Annotated in this window: 18 protein-coding genes and 1 tRNA gene; 12 read left to right on the forward strand and 7 right to left on the reverse strand. The window is 62.2% G+C overall.

Annotated elements, in window-relative coordinates; all coding sequences use genetic code 11:
- Window positions 1-15: 15 nt before the first annotated feature.
- Window positions 16-2085 (reverse strand): ATP-dependent helicase, encoded by a 2070-nt coding sequence (locus tag C5J26_RS01115; protein ID WP_105400165.1) that lies wholly within the window; start codon window positions 2083-2085, stop codon window positions 16-18.
- Here C5J26_RS01115 and C5J26_RS32480 point away from each other — a divergent pair.
- The 5 genes from C5J26_RS32480 (at window position 2084) to C5J26_RS01135 (ending at window position 6343) form a co-directional block, all read left to right on the forward strand.
- The gene (locus tag C5J26_RS32480; protein WP_172724134.1) at window positions 2084-2299 is read left to right on the forward strand and encodes a hypothetical protein; all 216 of its coding nucleotides are present in this window, start codon (window positions 2084-2086) and stop codon (window positions 2297-2299) included. The two genes, C5J26_RS01115 and C5J26_RS32480, sit on opposite strands and share 2 nt — an antisense overlap.
- A gap of 109 nt (window positions 2300-2408) precedes the next feature.
- The gene (locus tag C5J26_RS01120) at window positions 2409-3422 is read left to right on the forward strand and encodes an iron ABC transporter substrate-binding protein (RefSeq protein WP_105400166.1); all 1014 of its coding nucleotides are present in this window, start codon (window positions 2409-2411) and stop codon (window positions 3420-3422) included.
- A 72-nt stretch (window positions 3423-3494) separates the two neighbouring features.
- A complete protein-coding gene (locus C5J26_RS01125) occupies window positions 3495-5063 on the forward strand; it encodes an iron ABC transporter permease (protein WP_105400882.1) in 1569 nt (522 codons plus the stop codon).
- Window positions 5060-6109, forward strand: a complete 1050-nt coding sequence (locus tag C5J26_RS01130) for an ABC transporter ATP-binding protein (RefSeq protein WP_105400167.1) — start codon at window positions 5060-5062, stop codon at window positions 6107-6109. The genes C5J26_RS01125 and C5J26_RS01130 overlap by 4 nt, the downstream gene beginning before the upstream one ends.
- A 60-nt stretch (window positions 6110-6169) precedes the next feature.
- Window positions 6170-6343, forward strand: coding sequence for a DUF1328 domain-containing protein (locus C5J26_RS01135; RefSeq protein ID WP_038545141.1), 174 nt, complete (start codon window positions 6170-6172; stop codon window positions 6341-6343).
- 234 nt (window positions 6344-6577) lie between these two features.
- Here C5J26_RS01135 and C5J26_RS01140 read toward each other — a convergent pair whose 3' ends face one another.
- The 3 genes from C5J26_RS01140 to cpdR1 all read right to left on the reverse strand — a co-directional run bounded on the left by C5J26_RS01140 (window position 6578) and on the right by cpdR1 (window position 7530).
- The gene (locus C5J26_RS01140; RefSeq protein WP_037077223.1) at window positions 6578-6817 is read right to left on the reverse strand and encodes a hypothetical protein; all 240 of its coding nucleotides are present in this window, start codon (window positions 6815-6817) and stop codon (window positions 6578-6580) included.
- A 170-nt stretch (window positions 6818-6987) separates the two neighbouring features.
- Window positions 6988-7062: transfer RNA gene (locus C5J26_RS01145), tRNA-Val, on the reverse strand.
- A 105-nt stretch (window positions 7063-7167) separates the two neighbouring features.
- Window positions 7168-7530: a response regulator CpdR1 gene (cpdR1, locus tag C5J26_RS01150; protein ID WP_037077221.1), complete on the reverse strand. Its 363-nt coding sequence runs from the start codon at window positions 7528-7530 to the stop codon at window positions 7168-7170.
- Between the two features lie 184 nt (window positions 7531-7714).
- On the opposite strand from cpdR1, the gene C5J26_RS01155 reads away from it, so the two are divergent.
- Together C5J26_RS01155 and hisN are read left to right on the forward strand one after the other, a co-directional pair.
- The gene (locus C5J26_RS01155) at window positions 7715-8599 is read left to right on the forward strand and encodes an N-formylglutamate amidohydrolase (RefSeq protein WP_105400168.1); all 885 of its coding nucleotides are present in this window, start codon (window positions 7715-7717) and stop codon (window positions 8597-8599) included.
- 347 nt (window positions 8600-8946) lie between these two features.
- Window positions 8947-9723 (forward strand): histidinol-phosphatase, encoded by a 777-nt coding sequence (gene hisN / locus C5J26_RS01160; RefSeq protein WP_105400169.1) that lies wholly within the window; start codon window positions 8947-8949, stop codon window positions 9721-9723.
- 21 nt (window positions 9724-9744) lie between these two features.
- On the opposite strand, the gene C5J26_RS01165 is transcribed toward hisN, so the two are convergent.
- Entirely contained in the window at window positions 9745-10713 is a 969-nt protein-coding gene (locus tag C5J26_RS01165; protein WP_105400883.1) for an alpha/beta hydrolase, read from the reverse strand.
- Between the two features lie 220 nt (window positions 10714-10933).
- Between C5J26_RS01165 and C5J26_RS01170 the strand changes: the two genes are divergently transcribed.
- From C5J26_RS01170 to mazF, 4 genes are all read left to right on the forward strand, one after another.
- Window positions 10934-11317, forward strand: coding sequence for a YciI family protein (locus C5J26_RS01170; protein ID WP_105400170.1), 384 nt, complete (start codon window positions 10934-10936; stop codon window positions 11315-11317).
- Between the two features lie 351 nt (window positions 11318-11668).
- On the forward strand, window positions 11669-12151 hold the full coding sequence (locus C5J26_RS01175; protein WP_037077212.1) for an Hsp20 family protein: 483 nt from the start codon (window positions 11669-11671) through the stop codon (window positions 12149-12151).
- Window positions 12152-12301: 150 nt separating this feature from the next.
- Entirely contained in the window at window positions 12302-12544 is a 243-nt protein-coding gene (locus C5J26_RS01180; RefSeq protein ID WP_105400171.1) for an AbrB/MazE/SpoVT family DNA-binding domain-containing protein, read from the forward strand.
- Window positions 12541-12879 carry an endoribonuclease MazF gene (mazF, locus tag C5J26_RS01185; RefSeq protein ID WP_245441018.1) on the forward strand — a complete coding sequence of 113 codons (339 nt, stop codon included), beginning with the start codon at window positions 12541-12543 and terminating at the stop codon, window positions 12877-12879. Before C5J26_RS01180 ends, mazF begins: the two co-directional genes overlap by 4 nt.
- A gap of 17 nt (window positions 12880-12896) precedes the next feature.
- Here the strand turns inward: mazF and C5J26_RS01190 are convergent, their stop codons facing one another.
- Window positions 12897-13898, reverse strand: a complete 1002-nt coding sequence (locus C5J26_RS01190; protein ID WP_105400173.1) for a bile acid:sodium symporter family protein — start codon at window positions 13896-13898, stop codon at window positions 12897-12899.
- Window positions 13899-13986: 88 nt separating this feature from the next.
- On the opposite strand from C5J26_RS01190, the gene C5J26_RS01195 reads away from it, so the two are divergent.
- Complete coding sequence (locus C5J26_RS01195) at window positions 13987-14844, forward strand: LysR family transcriptional regulator (RefSeq protein WP_105400174.1); 858 nt, start codon at window positions 13987-13989, stop codon at window positions 14842-14844.
- Window positions 14845-14853: 9 nt separating this feature from the next.
- On the opposite strand, the gene C5J26_RS01200 is transcribed toward C5J26_RS01195, so the two are convergent.
- Entirely contained in the window at window positions 14854-15906 is a 1053-nt protein-coding gene (locus C5J26_RS01200) for a low specificity L-threonine aldolase (RefSeq protein ID WP_105400175.1), read from the reverse strand.
- Window positions 15907-16330: the final 424 nt, after the last annotated feature.

The raw sequence follows: 16330 nt of genomic DNA on the forward strand, positions 1-16330 counted from the left end.
CTTAGGACAGTTTTGTTACCGCCACATGCCACGCATGCGGGCGGTGACGTCGATGCGGACCTGGTGGCGAACCTGGCGTTCGGCCTCGGTCATCTGGGCGACGATCGGCCAGGCGGCGGTTTCGAAGAACTGCAACAAGGTCGCCGGGATGAAGCGGGTGCGGGCGGCATAGACGTGGCGGTCGCCCTGCGAGGCCTGGCCGTGCACGAAGAAACGCTGCGGCGTCATCAGGTGCAGGTGGTCCTTCGCCCGCGTCATCGCGACATAAAGAAGACGGCGCTCCTCCTCGATTTCTGCGGTCGAACCGACGCCGAGATCGGAGGGGATGCAGCCGTCGACGCAGTTCAGGAGGAAGACGGAGCGCCATTCCTGGCCCTTCGACGAATGGATGGTCGAGAGGATGAGGTAGTCCTCGTCGAGCAGAGGCGTGCCGGATTCGGCGCTGGTCGCATCCGGCGGGTCGAGGGTCAGTTCGGTGAGGAACCGTTCGCGGGAGGCATAACCCGAGGCGATCTGTTCGAGTTGCAAAAGGTCGGCCTTGCGGGTCTCGGCGTCCTCGTGGATGCGGATGAGATGCGGCTCGTACCACTGGCGGGCAAGGCCGATCTCGGACGGCCAGCCCTGGCCCCTGCGGATGGCGGCGAGCATGTCGACAAAAGCTGGCCAGTCAGCTCCGGACCGCGGCGGGGCGGGGATTTCCTGGAGGGCTGCGAGCGGTTCGGGATCGGCGGCGATCGCATCGAGGATTTTTCCGGCCGTCTGCGGGCCGATACCGGGGATGAGCTGCATCAGCCGGAAGCCGGCGACCCGGTCGCGCGGGTTCTGGGCGAAACGCAGCGCCGCCAGCAGGTCCTTGACATGGGCGCTGTCGAGGAATTTCAGGCCGCCGAACTTCACGAAGGGAATGTTGCGGCGGGTGAGCTCGACTTCGAGCGGCCCGGAATGATGCGACGCGCGGAACAGCACGGCCTGGCTCTTCAGCGTCATGCCGGTTTCGCGGTTTTCGAGGATCTTTTCGGCGATGTAATTGGCCTGCTCGGTCTCGTCCTTGACGGCGACGAGGCGGGGGCGCTCCTCAGACTGGCGCTCGGTCCAGAGGTTTTTGGTGAAGCGCTCGCGGGCAAGATCGATGACGCCGTTGGCGGCGGCGAGGATCGTGTTCGTCGAGCGGTAGTTGCGGTCGAGCGTGACGATATTGGCCGGCGGATCGAACGTGTTCGGGAAATCGAGGATGTTGCGGATCGTCGCGGCGCGGAAGGAATAGATCGACTGGGCGTCGTCACCCACCACGGTCAGCCCGATGCCGCCGGGCTTCATCGCCATCAGGATCGACGATTGCAGGCGGTTGGTATCCTGGTATTCGTCGACGAGGACATGGTCGAAACGGCCGCCGACATCCTGCGCAATCGCCGGCTCGCTCATCATCTGCGCCCAGTAAAGCAGTAGGTCGTCGTAATCGAGGACATTCTGGGCCTGCTTGGCCTCGACATAGGAGGCGAACAGTTCGCGGAGCTGCGGTTCCCAGGCGGAGCACCAGGGGAAATAGAGTTTCAGCACCTCGTCCAGAGGCGTTTCGGAATTCACCGCACGGGAATAGATCTGCAGACAGGTGCCTTTGGTGGGAAACCGGTTCTCGGTCTTCGAGAAGCCGAGTTCGTGGCGTACCAGGTTCATCAGGTCGGCGGAATCTTCCCGGTCGTGGATGGTGAAGTCGTGGTCGAGGCCGATCTGTTCGGCGTAGAGGCGGAGCAGCCGGGCGCCGATGCCGTGAAAGGTGCCGGCCCAGGCGAGCGCATCGGTCATGATGCCGGCATTTGCGCCCAGAACCTGCGCGCAGATGCGCTCGACCCGGCGGCCCATTTCCGAGGCCGCGCGGCGGGAAAAGGTCATCAGCAGGATGCGGCGCGGGTCGGCGCCCGAGACGATCAGGTGCGCGACGCGATGGGCGAGCGTGTTGGTCTTGCCGGAACCGGCGCCGGCGATGACCAGCAAAGGCCCGGCGGGGCCGCCCTTGGGCACGTCCGAGCCGTGCTCGACCGCACGCCGTTGCGCATCATTCAGCTTTTCCAGATAAGCAACAGCCATGCCCGTTCCCGATGTGTTCGAATTAGCCATAGCTGATTCGTGGGCCTGCGCGGAAATCCGCTTCGGCACTTATGCGGCAAGTCGCCAACTTGCCCGCGGGCCGGAAGATTGCGACGATGCGGCCGGCGGCAATTTCCGCCCAAGTACAATTTGCACACCACGGCCCGGTGCCGCGATCAATTCGCGTCTCCTGCTGTATCTATTTGTATTTTAAAGGTAAATCACGCTTTTGTTATGCCTGTCACGGGAATAAACTTGACCACAAATCTCTGCTTTGGTTATGACGGGCTCGTCAAATTCCTGACTCTCTTGCGGAGGCGACCTTGAAAGCTTCATTCACCTTGGCCGCGGGCGTTGCCCTGGCTTTTTCCGTTCTGTCCCTATCGTCGCCGGCTTCGGCGCAGGTGGCCGACAGTCTCACTATCTATAATGCCCAGCACGAAGGGCTGACCAAGGAATGGGTGAAGGCTTTTACGGAAGAGACCGGCATCGCGGTCACCATCCGCCAGGGCAGCGACCTCGAAGTCGCCAACCAGATCGTCCAGGAAGGCGCCAATTCGCCGGCCGACGTGTTCCTCACCGAAAATTCGCCGGCCATGGTGCTGGTCGACGGCAAGGGCCTTTTCGCGCCGGTCGACAAGGCAACCCTCGACCAGGTTTTGCCGGGTTTCCATCCGGCCAACGGCAACTGGGTCGGCATCGCTGCCCGCTCGACCGTTTTTGTCTATGACAAGACCAAGCTGACGGGAGACAAGCTGCCGAAGTCGATGCTCGACCTTGCCAAGCCGGAATGGAAGGGCCGCTGGACGGCATCTCCGTCGGGCGCCGATTTCCAGGCGATCGTCGGTGCGCTGCTGCAGCTCAAGGGCGAAGAAGCGACCGCTGCCTGGCTGAAGGGCATGAAGGAAAATGCGACCCCGATCCGCGGCAACTCGACAGCGATGAAGGCGGTCAATGCCGGCCAGTTCGAAGGCGCCCTGATCTATCACTACTACTATTTCGGCGACGTCGCGAAGACCGGCGAGAACACCAAGAACATCGGCATGCATTATTTCAAGAACCAGGATCCGGGCGCCTTCGTGTCGATCTCGGGCGGCGGCATCCTCGCCTCCTCCAAGCACAAGGAACAGGCGCAGACCTTCCTGAAGTGGGTCACCGGCAAGGGCGGCCAGAAGATCTTGCGCGACGGTACCGCCTTTGAATACGCCGTCGGCAAGGGGGAGGCTTCCAACAAGATGCTGACCCCGATCGCCGATCTGCAGGCCCCGAAGGTCGAGCCTTCGACCCTCAACAACGCCAAGGTCACCGACATGATGACCGCCGCCGGCCTGCTCTAAAAAGCGGTCGATAACAGTTGCACGGAGACATCGCAGGGCGTACCTGCGATGTCTCGTATTTTCGGACCGGCAATGACTTCCACCACAGATACCAGGATCTCCATCGCGCCGCGACACCGCCTGCCGGCGGCGTCGTCCTGGACGCTGACGATCGCGGTCGTGGTGGCTTTGCTGGCGCTCCTGCCGCTCGGCTTCGTGTTATGGGCAGCGGTAGTGACAGGTTGGGAGATGGCCTCGCAGCTGATTTTCCGCTCGCGGGTCGGCGATCTGCTGGCCAACACGGTCCTGCTCGTCGTCTTCACTATTCCAATCTGCGCCGTGCTCAGCGTCGCGCTCGCCTGGCTGACGGAGCGCAGCGACCTGCCGGGCGCGCGGTTCTGGTCCTGGCTCTGCGTCACGCCGCTTGCCGTGCCCGCCTTCGTGCACTCCTATGCCTGGATCGGGATGTGGCCCGCTTTCAACGGCCTTCCCGCCGGTGTTGCGATCTCGGTCGTCGCTTACTTTCCCTTTCTCTACCTTCCGCTTTCGGCCGCCTTCCGGCTGCTCGACCCAGCACTGGAAGATCAGGCGGCCTCACTGGGGCTGGCACCGTTTGCCGTCTTCCGGCGCGTCGTGCTGCCGCAGCTTCGGCTTGCCCTTTGCGGCGGCGCGCTGCTGATCGGCCTGCATCTCTTGGCCGAATACGGTCTGTTTGCGATGATCCGTTTCGACACGTTCACGACCGCCATTCTCGACCAGTTCCAGTCGACCTATAACGGTGTCGCCGCCTATATGCTGGCGCTGGTGCTGGTGCTCTGCTGTTTCGTGCTGCTCGGGCTCGAAGCTTCGCTGCGCGGCCGCAGCCGCTATGCGCGGCTCGGATCTGGCGTCGCCCGCCGGCCGAAGATCGCCCGGCTCGGCCGATGGAAATACGTCGCCCTCCTTCTGCCGGCTGCGACCGCCGCCTTTGCGCTCGGCATTCCGGTGCTGACGCTCGGTCGCTGGCTGATTGCCGGCGGCACCGGCGTGTGGCGGATCGACGAGGTTGGGCTGGCGCTGTGGCAGACGCTGGTCATCTGCCTGGTCGGCGGGCTCGCGACGACCGCCGCCGCCGTGCCGATCGCCTGGCTCTCCGTGCGCCGGCCGACCCGAGCCAGCCGGTTCCTCGAAGGCTGCTATTATCTCGCGAGCTCGATGCCGGGCGTCGTCGTGGCGCTGGCGCTCGTCACCATCACCGTGCGGACCATGCTGCCGCTCTACCAGAGCGTTGCCACCATCGTGCTCGCCTATATGGTGATGTTTCTGCCGCGGGCGCTGGTGAGCCTGCGGGCCAGCATTGCGCAGGTGCCGGTCGAGATCGAACAGGCGGCGGCAAGCCTCGGCCGGTCGCCGGGCAACGCGCTGCTTGCGACCACGATCCGGCTTGCCGCACCGGGGGCTGCGGCCGGCGTTGCGCTTTCGTCGCTCGGCATCATGAACGAACTCACCGCCACCCAGATGCTGGCGCCGAACGGCACCCGCACGCTCGCCATGGCCTTCTGGGCGCTGACCGGCGAGATCGACTATGCCGGTGCGGCGCCTTATGCGGTGCTGATGGTCGCCTTCTCGCTGCCGCTCACCTTTCTTCTCCATCACCAATCGAAAAAGATCGCCGGGCGATGACGCTGCTTACCCTGACCTCCCTGCGCAAACAGTATGGCTCCGTCGCAGCCCTCGACGGGATCGACCTGTCGGTGACAGCCGGCAGCCGCACGGCGATTGTCGGTCCGTCCGGATGCGGCAAGACCACGCTTCTGCGCCTGGTTGCCGGCTTCGACGCGCCGGATGAAGGCCGTATCGTGTTCGATGGCCAGACGCTCGCCGACGGCTCGTCCCAGGTGCCGGCGCACAAGCGCGGTATCGGCATCGTGGCGCAGGACGGCTGCCTGTTTCCGCATCTGACGATCCGGCAGAATATCGGTTTCGGGCTGGAGGCGGAGGCCTCGGTCAAGAGTGCCCGCATCGCAGAGCTGATGGACATGGTCGGGCTTGACGCGGCCATGCTCTCCCGCAAGCCGGACCAGCTCTCAGGCGGCCAACAGCAGCGCGTGGCGCTTGCGAGGGCCTTGGCACGCAAGCCGAGGCTGATGCTGCTCGACGAGCCCTTCTCGGCGCTGGATACGGGTCTGAGAGCCGCCACCCGCAAGGCGGTGACTGACGTGCTGACGGCCGCCGGCATCACCACGCTTCTGGTGACCCACGACCAGGGCGAGGCGCTCGCTTTTGCCGACCAGGTGGCGGTGATGCGCGCCGGCCGGTTCGCGCAGGTCGGTTCTCCGCGCGAGGTCTATTCCAGGCCCGTCGATGCGGCGACAGCGGCTTTCCTCGGCGAGGCGATCGTGATGCCGGCGGATATCGCCGACGGACAGGCAAAAAGCCCACTGGGCGTGCTGCCGGTCGACGATATCGCCTATCGCGGCAAGGCCCAAATCATGCTGCGGCCGGAACAGGTCACGGTCAGTCAAGCCGGCGGCCACAATGGCGGCGAGGGGGCTTCAGGCACGATCGCCGAGATCAATTTCTGCGGCCCGACCTCGGATGTCCGGATCAGGCTTGGCGGCGATCCGCAAGGCTTCTCCTTCCGGCTCGACATTCCCAGCCGCGAGACGCTTTTCGTCGGCGACCGGGTGACGATCGGCGTGGCCGGAGCCGCCCACGTCCTGCGCTGATTGGGAACCCTGGAACATTTCTTCGCGTTATCGGACCATCAACGTGAAGGAAACAATTCCATGCTGAAATGGGCTCTCATCTTTCTGGTCATCTCGCTGATTTCCGGTTTCCTCGGCTTTTCGGGCATTTCCGCCGCGACGGCAGGGATCGCGAAAATCCTGTTCTTCATCTTCCTTGTCGTTTTCCTGATTTTCGTCGTGCTCGCCTTTGCCGCCGGCAATGCGATTCTCTGATTCCCCTGACATCCTCGGGGCGTCAAGCGCGAGGAACCGTGCCGCTGAAACAAAAAAGCCCCGCCGAAGGTCGGGCGGGGCAAATTGGGGAAAATCCGCATCAAAGACGCGGTAGGTCGCATCTGGCATATTCGATGTCGTGTTGCGAGGCGGGTTGGGGCCGATTCGGTACGCTCCGGCGAAAAAAGAGACCGGTCTCGAAACGGCGGTAACTGTTCTGCGCAGATGCGGAGGTCAGGGGCGCGAGGGATGTTTCTGGGCGAACACGAGCAGCTTCCAAATTACCGGTCCGAGGACCGTGTGCTCGTGGTGGATCTGAGGGATGGCCGCGTCCTTGTGCACGACGATTTCGTCGCCGCAGGTCTTGCACCGGTAAATGCCGGCATTCGGCACCTTCTGCCCCGGCATCCAATCCTTCTCGAAGGCCGGTGCTTTCGTCTGGACGAGATGCTCCGAATTCTTGAACTGCGCCATCTAGACCTCCTTGATGTCGTAACACCATAACAGCCGCAGATGACCAAATCGCCAGCAAGGCTGGTGAAGGATTTCGGGCGCAAGTGCGCCGTTTTGGAACGAATAGATTAAGGGGAGGATCAGAAACGAAGAAATCCGCCGAAGCGGATTTCTTAACGTTTTGAACTGGATGGTGGGCGTGACAGGGATTGAACCTGTGACCCCTACGATGTCAACGTAGTGCTCTCCCGCTGAGCTACACGCCCATCCGTGGCGGCGCATAGACCATAGACTGGTCGGGCCGTCAACAGGTTTTTGCCATGAAATGCGAAGGTTTTTTGAAGGCCTTGCAGATCAGGGCTTTCGGGGCCTCAGGCCGCCAGAAGCTTGTTCACTTCGTCCACCAGATCGCGCAGGTGGAAGGGCTTCGACAGCACCTTGGCATCCTTAGGGGCCTTGGAATCGGAGTTCAACGCGACGGCTGCAAAGCCGGTGATGAACATCACCTTCAGGTCCGGGTCGAGTTCGGTCGCCCGGCGGGCGAGTTCGATCCCGTCCATTTCCGGCATGACGATGTCGGTCAGGAGCAGCGAGAAGGGCTCTTCGCGCAGGCGATCATAGGCGCTGGCGCCGTTGTCGAAGGACGCAACCTTGTAGCCCGCCTTTTCAAGCGCCTTGACCAGGAAACGACGCATGTCGTTATCGTCTTCGGCGAGAAGGATTTTCTGAATCATCTCCAGGACCGTTATCCAATGCAAATTTTTAGAGTTGTCGGTATCTCTTACACTGCCTACACGCGGTAAACATCCGTTTAATGAGGGTACAAGAGGATTTGGTAGGGTATAGATAGTATGGACTTCGCCTCGGGCAACTGGCAACATGAGTTCCTGAACAAGTTCGCGACATGGTAAAGGCAGGATGGATTGCAACGCGGGTGATTTTGAACACTTCGAAGTGAGGGAGCCCGCCACGCAGACTATCCCCTTCGTCTTCAATTCGCCTCACAGCGGCAGCTTCTACCCGCCCGAATTTCTCGCCGAGAGCGACCTCGATTCGCTCGCCATCCGCCGCTCCGCAGACCACTATGTCGACGAGCTTTTCGCCGATGCGCCGGAACTCGGTGCGCCGCTGCTTCTCGCCCATTTCCCGCGCGCCTATCTCGACGTCAACCGCGAGCCCTACGAGCTCGATCCGCGCATGTTCGACGGGCCTTTGCCGCCTTTCGTCAATATCGGCTCGATGCGGGTCGCAGGCGGGCTCGGCACGATCCCCCGGATCGTCGCGGAAAACATGGAAATCTATCGCCGCCGGCTGCCGGTCAACGAGGCGATGTCGCGTATCGAAACGATCTACAAGCCTTATCACGCCTGTCTTCGCAAGCTGATCGCCCGCACCCATGCCCGCTTTGGGCTCGCCATCCTGATCGACTGCCATTCGATGCCGGGCAATATCCGCCTTTCAGGCTCGGACGTGCGGCCCGACTTCATCATCGGCGACCGCTACGGCACCAGCGCCTCGGCCGAGCTTTCGCGGGCGGCGATGCAGTTCCTCGACGGCATGGGTTTTTCCGCCGTGCGCAACAAGCCCTATGCCGGCGGTTTCATTACCGAACATTACGGACGGCCGGTGCGTGGCCTGCACGCGCTGCAGATCGAGATCAACCGCGCGCTCTACGTGGACGAGATGACGCTTGCCAGGCGGCCGGAGTTCCCGATGGTCGCGGCCGCCCTTTCCACCTTCATGCGACAGATGGCGGATTTCGTCGTCGACTTCGCCGGCGACAGCGCGCTGGCGGCAGAATAGACCTTCAGGTTTTCCACAGGTTTGATCTTTTGCCGGCCCGTTGGCAGGCTCGCCAGCTTGATCGCGGGCAAAAAAAACCGCGCTTGTGGGCGCGGCTAAGTCTAGGGAGGAAACACCCAAGGAGGGTATTTACAGTCAAAGACTGTGCAATGAACCTACGAGTGCACTGCACAAATGTCAAGCAACTTTTTTGACTGATTAAATATGCGCCATTTTTAGGCGGTTTGATGAGTTTTTCGGCGCGGGTGGCGTGTTTTTTGATTTTCTGCGCCCGGCCACGCGATTCCGGTTTTCAGTTTCAGGCGAGTATCCTAGAAGGGATCACCTCTTCCTCAGCGGATCTCCCCATGCTCCCCGATCGCGATTTCTTCGATGCGCTTGCCGCCGCCGCCAAGGCAGAGACCCTGCCACGCTTCCGCACCGGACTTTCGGTGGTCAACAAGCTGATGGGCGGGTTCGACCCGGTGACCGAAGGCGACCGCGCCGCCGAGACGGCGATCCGGTCGCTGATCACTGAGAAATTTCCGGAACACGGCATCCTCGGCGAGGAGCATGAGAATGTCGGCCTCGACCGCGAACATATCTGGGTGATCGATCCGATCGACGGTACGCGCGCCTTCATTTCCGGCCTGCCGGTCTGGGGCACGCTGATCGGCTTCCAGTCGAACGGCCGCGCCGCCATGGGGCTGATGGACCAGCCGTTTATCGGCGAGCGCTATTTCGCCGACGGCACCCGCGCCTGGTATTCCGGCCCGGACGGCGAGCGGCAGATTTCGGTGCGCGACTGCGGCAGCCTGGCCGACGCCACCCTGTTCACCACGTCGCCGCATATTTTCGGCGGCGAGGACCTGGCGAAATACCAGGCCGTCGAGGAAAGGGTGCGGCTGTTCCGTTACGGGTGCGATTGCTACGCCTATGTGCTGCTCGCCTCCGGCCATATCGACATTGTGGTCGAGAACAACCTGAAGCCCTACGACGTCGGCGCGCTGATTCCGATCATCGAGCAGGCGGGCGGCATCATCACCACCTGGGACGGCGGGCGCCCGGAAAACGGCGGCAATATTCTTGCGGCGGGCAGCAAGGCCGTGCATGCGGAAGCCATGAAGCTGCTTTCCGGCAAGTAGGTCGCCGAGCGGGTCGCGGGATCAGGCGGCCGTCTCGGAAAGCCCAAAACCGCCATCCTGGCCGGGCATAAAGGCTTCGATCGCCGCCAGCCCCTGGGCGCGGTAGATATCCCTGTCGTGAAACAGCTCGTGGCGCCCGCCGTTGATAGTGATCAGCTGGCCGGCGCGGAAATTGCGCGACATCTCCTCCTGCGCCGCATAGGGGACGATGGCATCGAGAACCGGAGCGAGGATCAGGGTCGGGATGGTGATCCTGGTCAGATGCGACTGGGAGGACACGCGGCGCGCCGCCTTGAATGTCTCGTGCAGCCAGCGGGCCGTCGGCGGGCCGATCGTCAGCTCCGGATGGGCGGCAGCGATCTCGATATTGCGGGCAAAACGCTTCGGATCCGATGTCAGCGGGTTGCCTTCGAAGGGGCGGTTGCTCCGGTCGGTGCCCATCGAGACGCCGCCGAAGCCGGTCCAGCTTGCCAGACCGGCGAGCGAACGGATAAGCCCTTCCGGCACGCCCTGGCCCGAAAGCGCGATATAGGGGGCGGCAAGCGCCATCCGGTTGATGCGGTTCGAGAGGCGTGGGGCAGCCGAGAGCGCGATCAGGGCGCCGGTCGAGTGGGCAACCAGGAAGAAGGGCAGGCGGGCATCCGGCAGGACGATATGCTCGAGGAAGATCTCGAGATCCCGCTCGTAATCGGAAAATCGGCGGACATGACCCTTGCGCGGATTTTTCGTCAGCCGCTGCGATCCGCCCTGGCCGCGCAGGTCGAAGGTCGCGACCCACAGGCCCATGGCATTCAGGTCCCGGATCGTCTCGAAATATTTCTCGATGCACTCATTGCGGCCCTGCATGAGCACGATGGTGCCGATCGCCGGCGACATTCCGGAGCGAAACAGGCCGTAGCGTAACCGGGTGCCGCGATGGCCGGTGAAATAGCCGGCCGAATAATTGGCCGGAGCCGGATTGCCGGGCGTCGGGTGGAGAATGTCGTCGATGGAATCTGCCGCTTCGCTCATGCCGTCCAGCGTCAGCCAGCGGCGGCGGGACGTCAAGGAAAAAGCGCGGCCGAAGAAATCGGAGGGCTTGCACGCTGCCGGTCAAACATGTGTATTCAGGCGCTTTTGCAGATTTCCGGATGTCCGTCGGTCCGCCCGAGCACGGGAGTGTGCGAGGAGGTGGGTTGGCGTCAGTCGACGTATAAGAGGGAGACAAGTCATGTATTACGCAATCCTTGCCTATCACCAGGAGGGAGTGGTCCAATCCTGGACCGAGGAGGAGGATCAGGCGCTGATGACCGAGTTGCTCGAGGTCAACGACCGTCTGGTTGCGCAGAAATCCCTGGGACCTGCCGCGCGGCTCGGCCCGACGGAGCAGGCCGTGACATTGCGGGGCAAGGGCGAAGGCATGGTCATCGACGGTCCGTTTGCCGAAACCAAGGAGCAGCTGCTCGGCCTCTACGTGGTGGATTTTCCGACGATCGAGGGAGCCATTGCGGCGGCACGAGATCTGCGCCGGGCCAATCCGACAGCGGTCTACGAAATCAGGCCGATCCTGCTTTATCTGCCGGGCGCGCAGCTTGAGACGCGGGGCGAGGCCTAGCGAGTTCTTCAGCGGGAAAAAAGAAGCCGGAATCGCGGGTCTAGGGATACCTCAAGCGATTCCGGCAATTGATGACCGAAGCGAAGGGACGAATGGAGCTTCGGTCGAGAGAGACAGTCTGCCTTCCACTGTCACTTCTATCAAAACGATCCTGAACCGGCCCGAAACGGGCTGTTCATGTCAGGTTCACGCGCAAAACCGCGCCGCAACCGGGCTCTTGAAGCCGCAGAAATCAATCCCCATCTGAACTCTGCGGGCGCCAAACGGGTCCGCTGAACGGGACCGCATCGCCAATCAAGGGATGCGCAAACCCGGATGAAAACCGCAACGTCGCTTCCCAAGGAGGACTCCATGCGTCACGTCGATTTTACCCCCCTTTATCGTTCCACCGTCGGTTTCGACCGTCTTTTCAACCTGCTCGACAATCGCGGGCCGGCCGACCAGACCCCGAGCTATCCGCCCTACAATATCGAGCGCACCGGCGAAAACACCTATCGCATCACCATGGCCGTTGCCGGTTTCGACGAAAAGGAACTGAGCCTCGAAGCCCATGCGAACGTGCTGACCGTCAAGGGTGAAAAGAGCGAGGACGAAACCGCTGCCGAACAGAGCGAATATCTCTATCGCGGCATCGCCAAGCGCGCCTTCGAGCGCCGCTTCCAGCTCGCCGATCATGTCGAAGTGCAATCCGCTTCGCTGAAGAACGGCCTGCTCCATATCGACCTGCTCCGGAACATTCCGGAAGCCATGAAGCCCCGTCGCATCGCGATTGCCGCAGACGCAGTCGCTCCGAAGACGATCGAGGCTCAGGTCACCCCGCAGCAGGTCAACTAACCCGCTGCCGGGCACCCGGCCGATATAGTCGAGCAAGCCCAATGCGGCCCTTCCTCCTGGGGGAAGGGCCGTTTTTCGTTCTGGGGAGTTATTTGACCACCCGGCGCTAGGGGTCTATTGTATCGACAATGTATCTACTTGGAGCGACCCATGCGCGTGACCGTCAAAAAATGGGGTAACAGCGCCTCCGTGCGCATTCCCGCCGCCGTCATGGAGGCAGCGCAGCTTCAGATCGACACGATCGTTGATGTGTCGGAGGAAAACGGACGGATCATCATCGAGCCGGTGCGGGACGCGGAACTTGATCTTGACCAACTCATTGCGGGGATGACACCCGACAACCTTCACGAGGAAATCGATTTTGGAGGGCCTGTCGGCAAGGAAGCCCTATGATGGCTGCTTCCTACGTTCCGGAGGCCGGCGATATCGTCTGGCTGGAATTTTCTCCACAGGCGGGACATGAGCAGACCGGGCGCCGGCCCGCGGTCGTGTTGAGTCCTCAAAGTTACAATCGCTTCGGCTTGATGCTGTGCTGCCCGATGACCACCAAGCGGAAGGGATATCCTTTCGAAGTGGCGATCGGCGACGACGGCGACAGCACGGCCCTTGCCGACCAGGTGAAGAGCCTCGACTGGAAGGCGCGTAATGCGCAGCGGAAGGGCCGGGTTTCAACCCGGGAGCTTTCCCAGATCAGGGCCAAAGCAGGTGCGCTGATCGGCAAGCCCTGATCAGCGCTACCAGCCCCTCAAGCCGCAGCCGATGCCACCACCGCATCCTTCTTCGCCTTCAGGCGGTCGGCGTATTTCTGGGCGATGACGGCGCAGGCCATCAGCTGGATCTGGTGGAAGAGCATCAGCGGCAGGACGATGGCGCCGATCGACGAGGACTGGCCGGAGAAGATGGCGTTGGCCATCGGCACGCCGCTTGCGAGCGACTTTTTTGAACCGCAGAAGGTGATGGTGATCTCGTCTTCCTTGTTGAAGCCGAGCGCACGGCTGCCGAACATGGTGATGCAGATGACGACGGCCAGAAGCGCCATGTCGACGAGGATGACGACGCCGATATCCAGCGCCGAAAAGGTGTGCCACAGGCCTTCCATGACCGCTTCCGAGAAAGCGAGGTAGACGACCATCAGGATCGAGCCGCGGTCGACGGGGGCGAGCATCTTCTTCTTCGAGCGGATCCAGTTGCCGATCCAGGGCTGCAGGATTTGGCCGACAACGAAGGGGGCGAGGAGCTGCAGCAGGATGCTTTCGAGCGCATCCCAGGAGAAACCGGCGTCACCGGTGGTCGAAAGCAGGATGCCGGCGAGAAGCGGCGTCAGGAACATGCCGAAGATGTTGGAGCCCGAAGCGGCGCAGATCGCCGCCGGCACGTTGCCGCCGGCGATCGAAGTGAAGGCGATCGAGGACTGCACGGTCGAAGGGAGCACGCAGAGGAAGAGGATGCCGGCATAAAGCGGCGCTGCCAGGATATCCTCCGGAATAAATCCGATCATCAGCCCGAGAATCGGGAAGATCGCGAATGTCGTCAGCAGGATCGTCAGGTGTAGGCGCCAGTGCAGGATACCCGCCACCACGACATCGCGCGACAGGCGCGCGCCATGCAGGAAGAACAGCAGGCCGATGGCGATATCGGTCGCGACGTTGAACCAGTCGGCATAGGCGCCGTGGATCGGCAGGACCGAGGCGAGGATGACGGTGCAGACGAGAAGGACCGTGAAGCGGTCCGGCAGAAAACGGCTCATGGGCGGATTCCTCGAGTTTGAGGATTTACCCCTCCCTTATCATGAAGCAGAATTCAAACACTAACAGTTATCACGATATTGGATAGCCATGCTGAACCTTTATCACCTGAACAGCTTCGTCATGCTGCAGCAGACCGGCAGTTTTACCGAGGCGGCGGCCCGGCTGGGGATCGGCCAGTCGACCGTCACCCAGCATATCCAGCGGCTCGAAAAATCGCTCGGCCGCCGATTGGTGTTTCGCGACACCCATCAGGTGAAGCTGACGGCGGAAGGCGAGGCGCTGCTCGGCTATGCGCGCGGCATGCTGGATATGAACGGCAAGGTCGCCTCGCTGTTCGGCGAAAGCCGGTTGCGTGGGCGGCTGCGGCTCGGGGTTTCGGAAGACGTGGTGGCGAGCCGGCTGACGTCGATCCTCGAGGATTTCATCCGGCTTTATCCGCTGGTCGATCTGGAACTGACCGTGGCTCTCTCGGCCGTGCTCTACCAGATGCAGGACATTGGCGATCTCGACCTGGTGCTCGCCAAGCGGCATATCGGCGAGACGCATGGGCGGCTGCTTTATCGCGAACCGCTGGTCTGGCTGGCGCGCGATCCGGACCGTGTCCTGTCGCGCGGCGATGCATTGCCGCTGATCGCGTTTCCGCCGCCAAGCATCACGAGGCGCGTCGCCCAGGAAGCGCTCGACCGGGAAAAGATGGCCTGGCGGATCGTCTGCACCTGCGGCAGCTTGAGCGGGTTGACGGCCGCGGCGCGGGCCGGCATGGGGTTGCTCGTCCAGCCGCGCAGCATGGCGCCGGCGGGGCTCAAGGAAATCCCCGCGGACCGGCTGCCGGTGCTGGAAGACGTGGAATTCGTTCTGGTCCCGCGGCGCGGCGCCGATGCCGCGCTCGTGGAAGCGCTGTCGAGCCTGATCGTGGCGCAGATCGCGCCACAACATCAGTTGTAGGTCGAGGCTTCAGCCCGCTTTGCAAATCGCCAAAAACTGGTCGATGTCCTCTTCGGTGGTGGCGAACGAGGTGACGAGGCGGATCAGGGTTTCGTCGTCCCTGACCGGCTCCGGCATGTTGGTCGGCACCGGCCAGCCATAGAATTTGGCGCCCCTTGCTTCGGCTGCTTCGGCCGACGCCTTGTTGAGCACGGCGAAAACCTCGTTGGAGGTCGTGTCCCAGGCAAGCCGCGTGCTGTTCAGCGAGCCGATGCCGGCGCGCAGGCGGTCGGCCATGCTGTTGGCGTGGCTTGCCATGTTGAGCCAGAGCCCATCCTGCAGGTAGGCGTCGAACTGGGCCGAGATGAAGCGGGTCTTGGAAAAGAGCTGGGCGGCGCGCTTGCGGATGAAGGCGAAGTCCCGGGCAAGGTCCGGATTGAAGAAGACGATGGCTTCGGCACACCAGCAGCCGTTCTTGGTGCCGCCGAAGGAGAGGATGTCGATGCCGCGCTTCCAGGTCATTTCGGCGGGCGAGACGTCGAGCGAGACCAGTGCGTTGGCGAAACGGGCGCCGTCCATATGCACGGGCAGGCCGTTCGCCTTGGCAATCGCGGTGATCGCGTCGATCTCGTCGAGCGTGTAGATAGTGCCGGTCTCGGTCGCCTGGGTGAGGGTGACGGCGGCGGCGCGGCCGTGATGCAGCGAATCCTGCGGAAAGCCGGCAATGCGGGCGCTGAGCTTCTCCGGATCCATCTTGCCGTCTTCGCCTTCGACCGGAACCATGCGCATGCCGGAAAAGAAGTCGGGCGCGCCGCATTCGTCCTCGATCACATGCGCTTCCGAATGGGAAAAGGTGACGCCGCCGACCCGCGCGATGCTGGCGAGCGACAGGGAATTGGCAGCCGTGCCGGTGGAGACGAAATAGACCGAGACCTCCCGTTCGAAAATCTCGTTGAAACGGGCTTCGACCGCCTTGTCGAGATCGCTGTTGCCATAGGCGGCGGCAAACCGGGTCGACTCCTTGGAGAGGCGTTCATTGATGGATGGATGGGCGCCGGCCCAATTGTCGGAAGCGAAAAACATTCTGAAAAATACCCTGGAAGTTTTGTCTCGGAAGCGTGGGGAGATTAATCTTTTTGAACCGGTAATCAATCGGCGAGGGTGGCGGGCGGGGCCAAAACGGTTAGGTCAGCACGCGCCACGCTTTAAAAGATGGCCGATTGTAATTAAATTTCGACATCTACGCCATTCGGCGTAATCTTCTGTCGCCAGACACGGCAGATTTTTAACAACCGCTCTTGTCGCGGGTTAACTTCTATGGCATAGATTTTAGAAATTAGGACAGAAGTACTGTCCTAATTTCGGGAAAAGAAGCGCCAATGGATGCGTCTTTCCCGCTGACGTTCGCGCCGATCCGCGTTATGCTGCGCTGCAAAGCTGCAACTCACACCGGAGCGGCGCCATCGCATGAAGCACGGGATGGAGCTTAGGCTTGTCATCCCCAAGA

Origin of the sequence: Neorhizobium sp. T7_12 (assembly GCF_002968535.1) — a bacterium.
Classification (GTDB): Bacteria; Pseudomonadota; Alphaproteobacteria; order Rhizobiales; family Rhizobiaceae; genus Neorhizobium; species Neorhizobium tomejilense.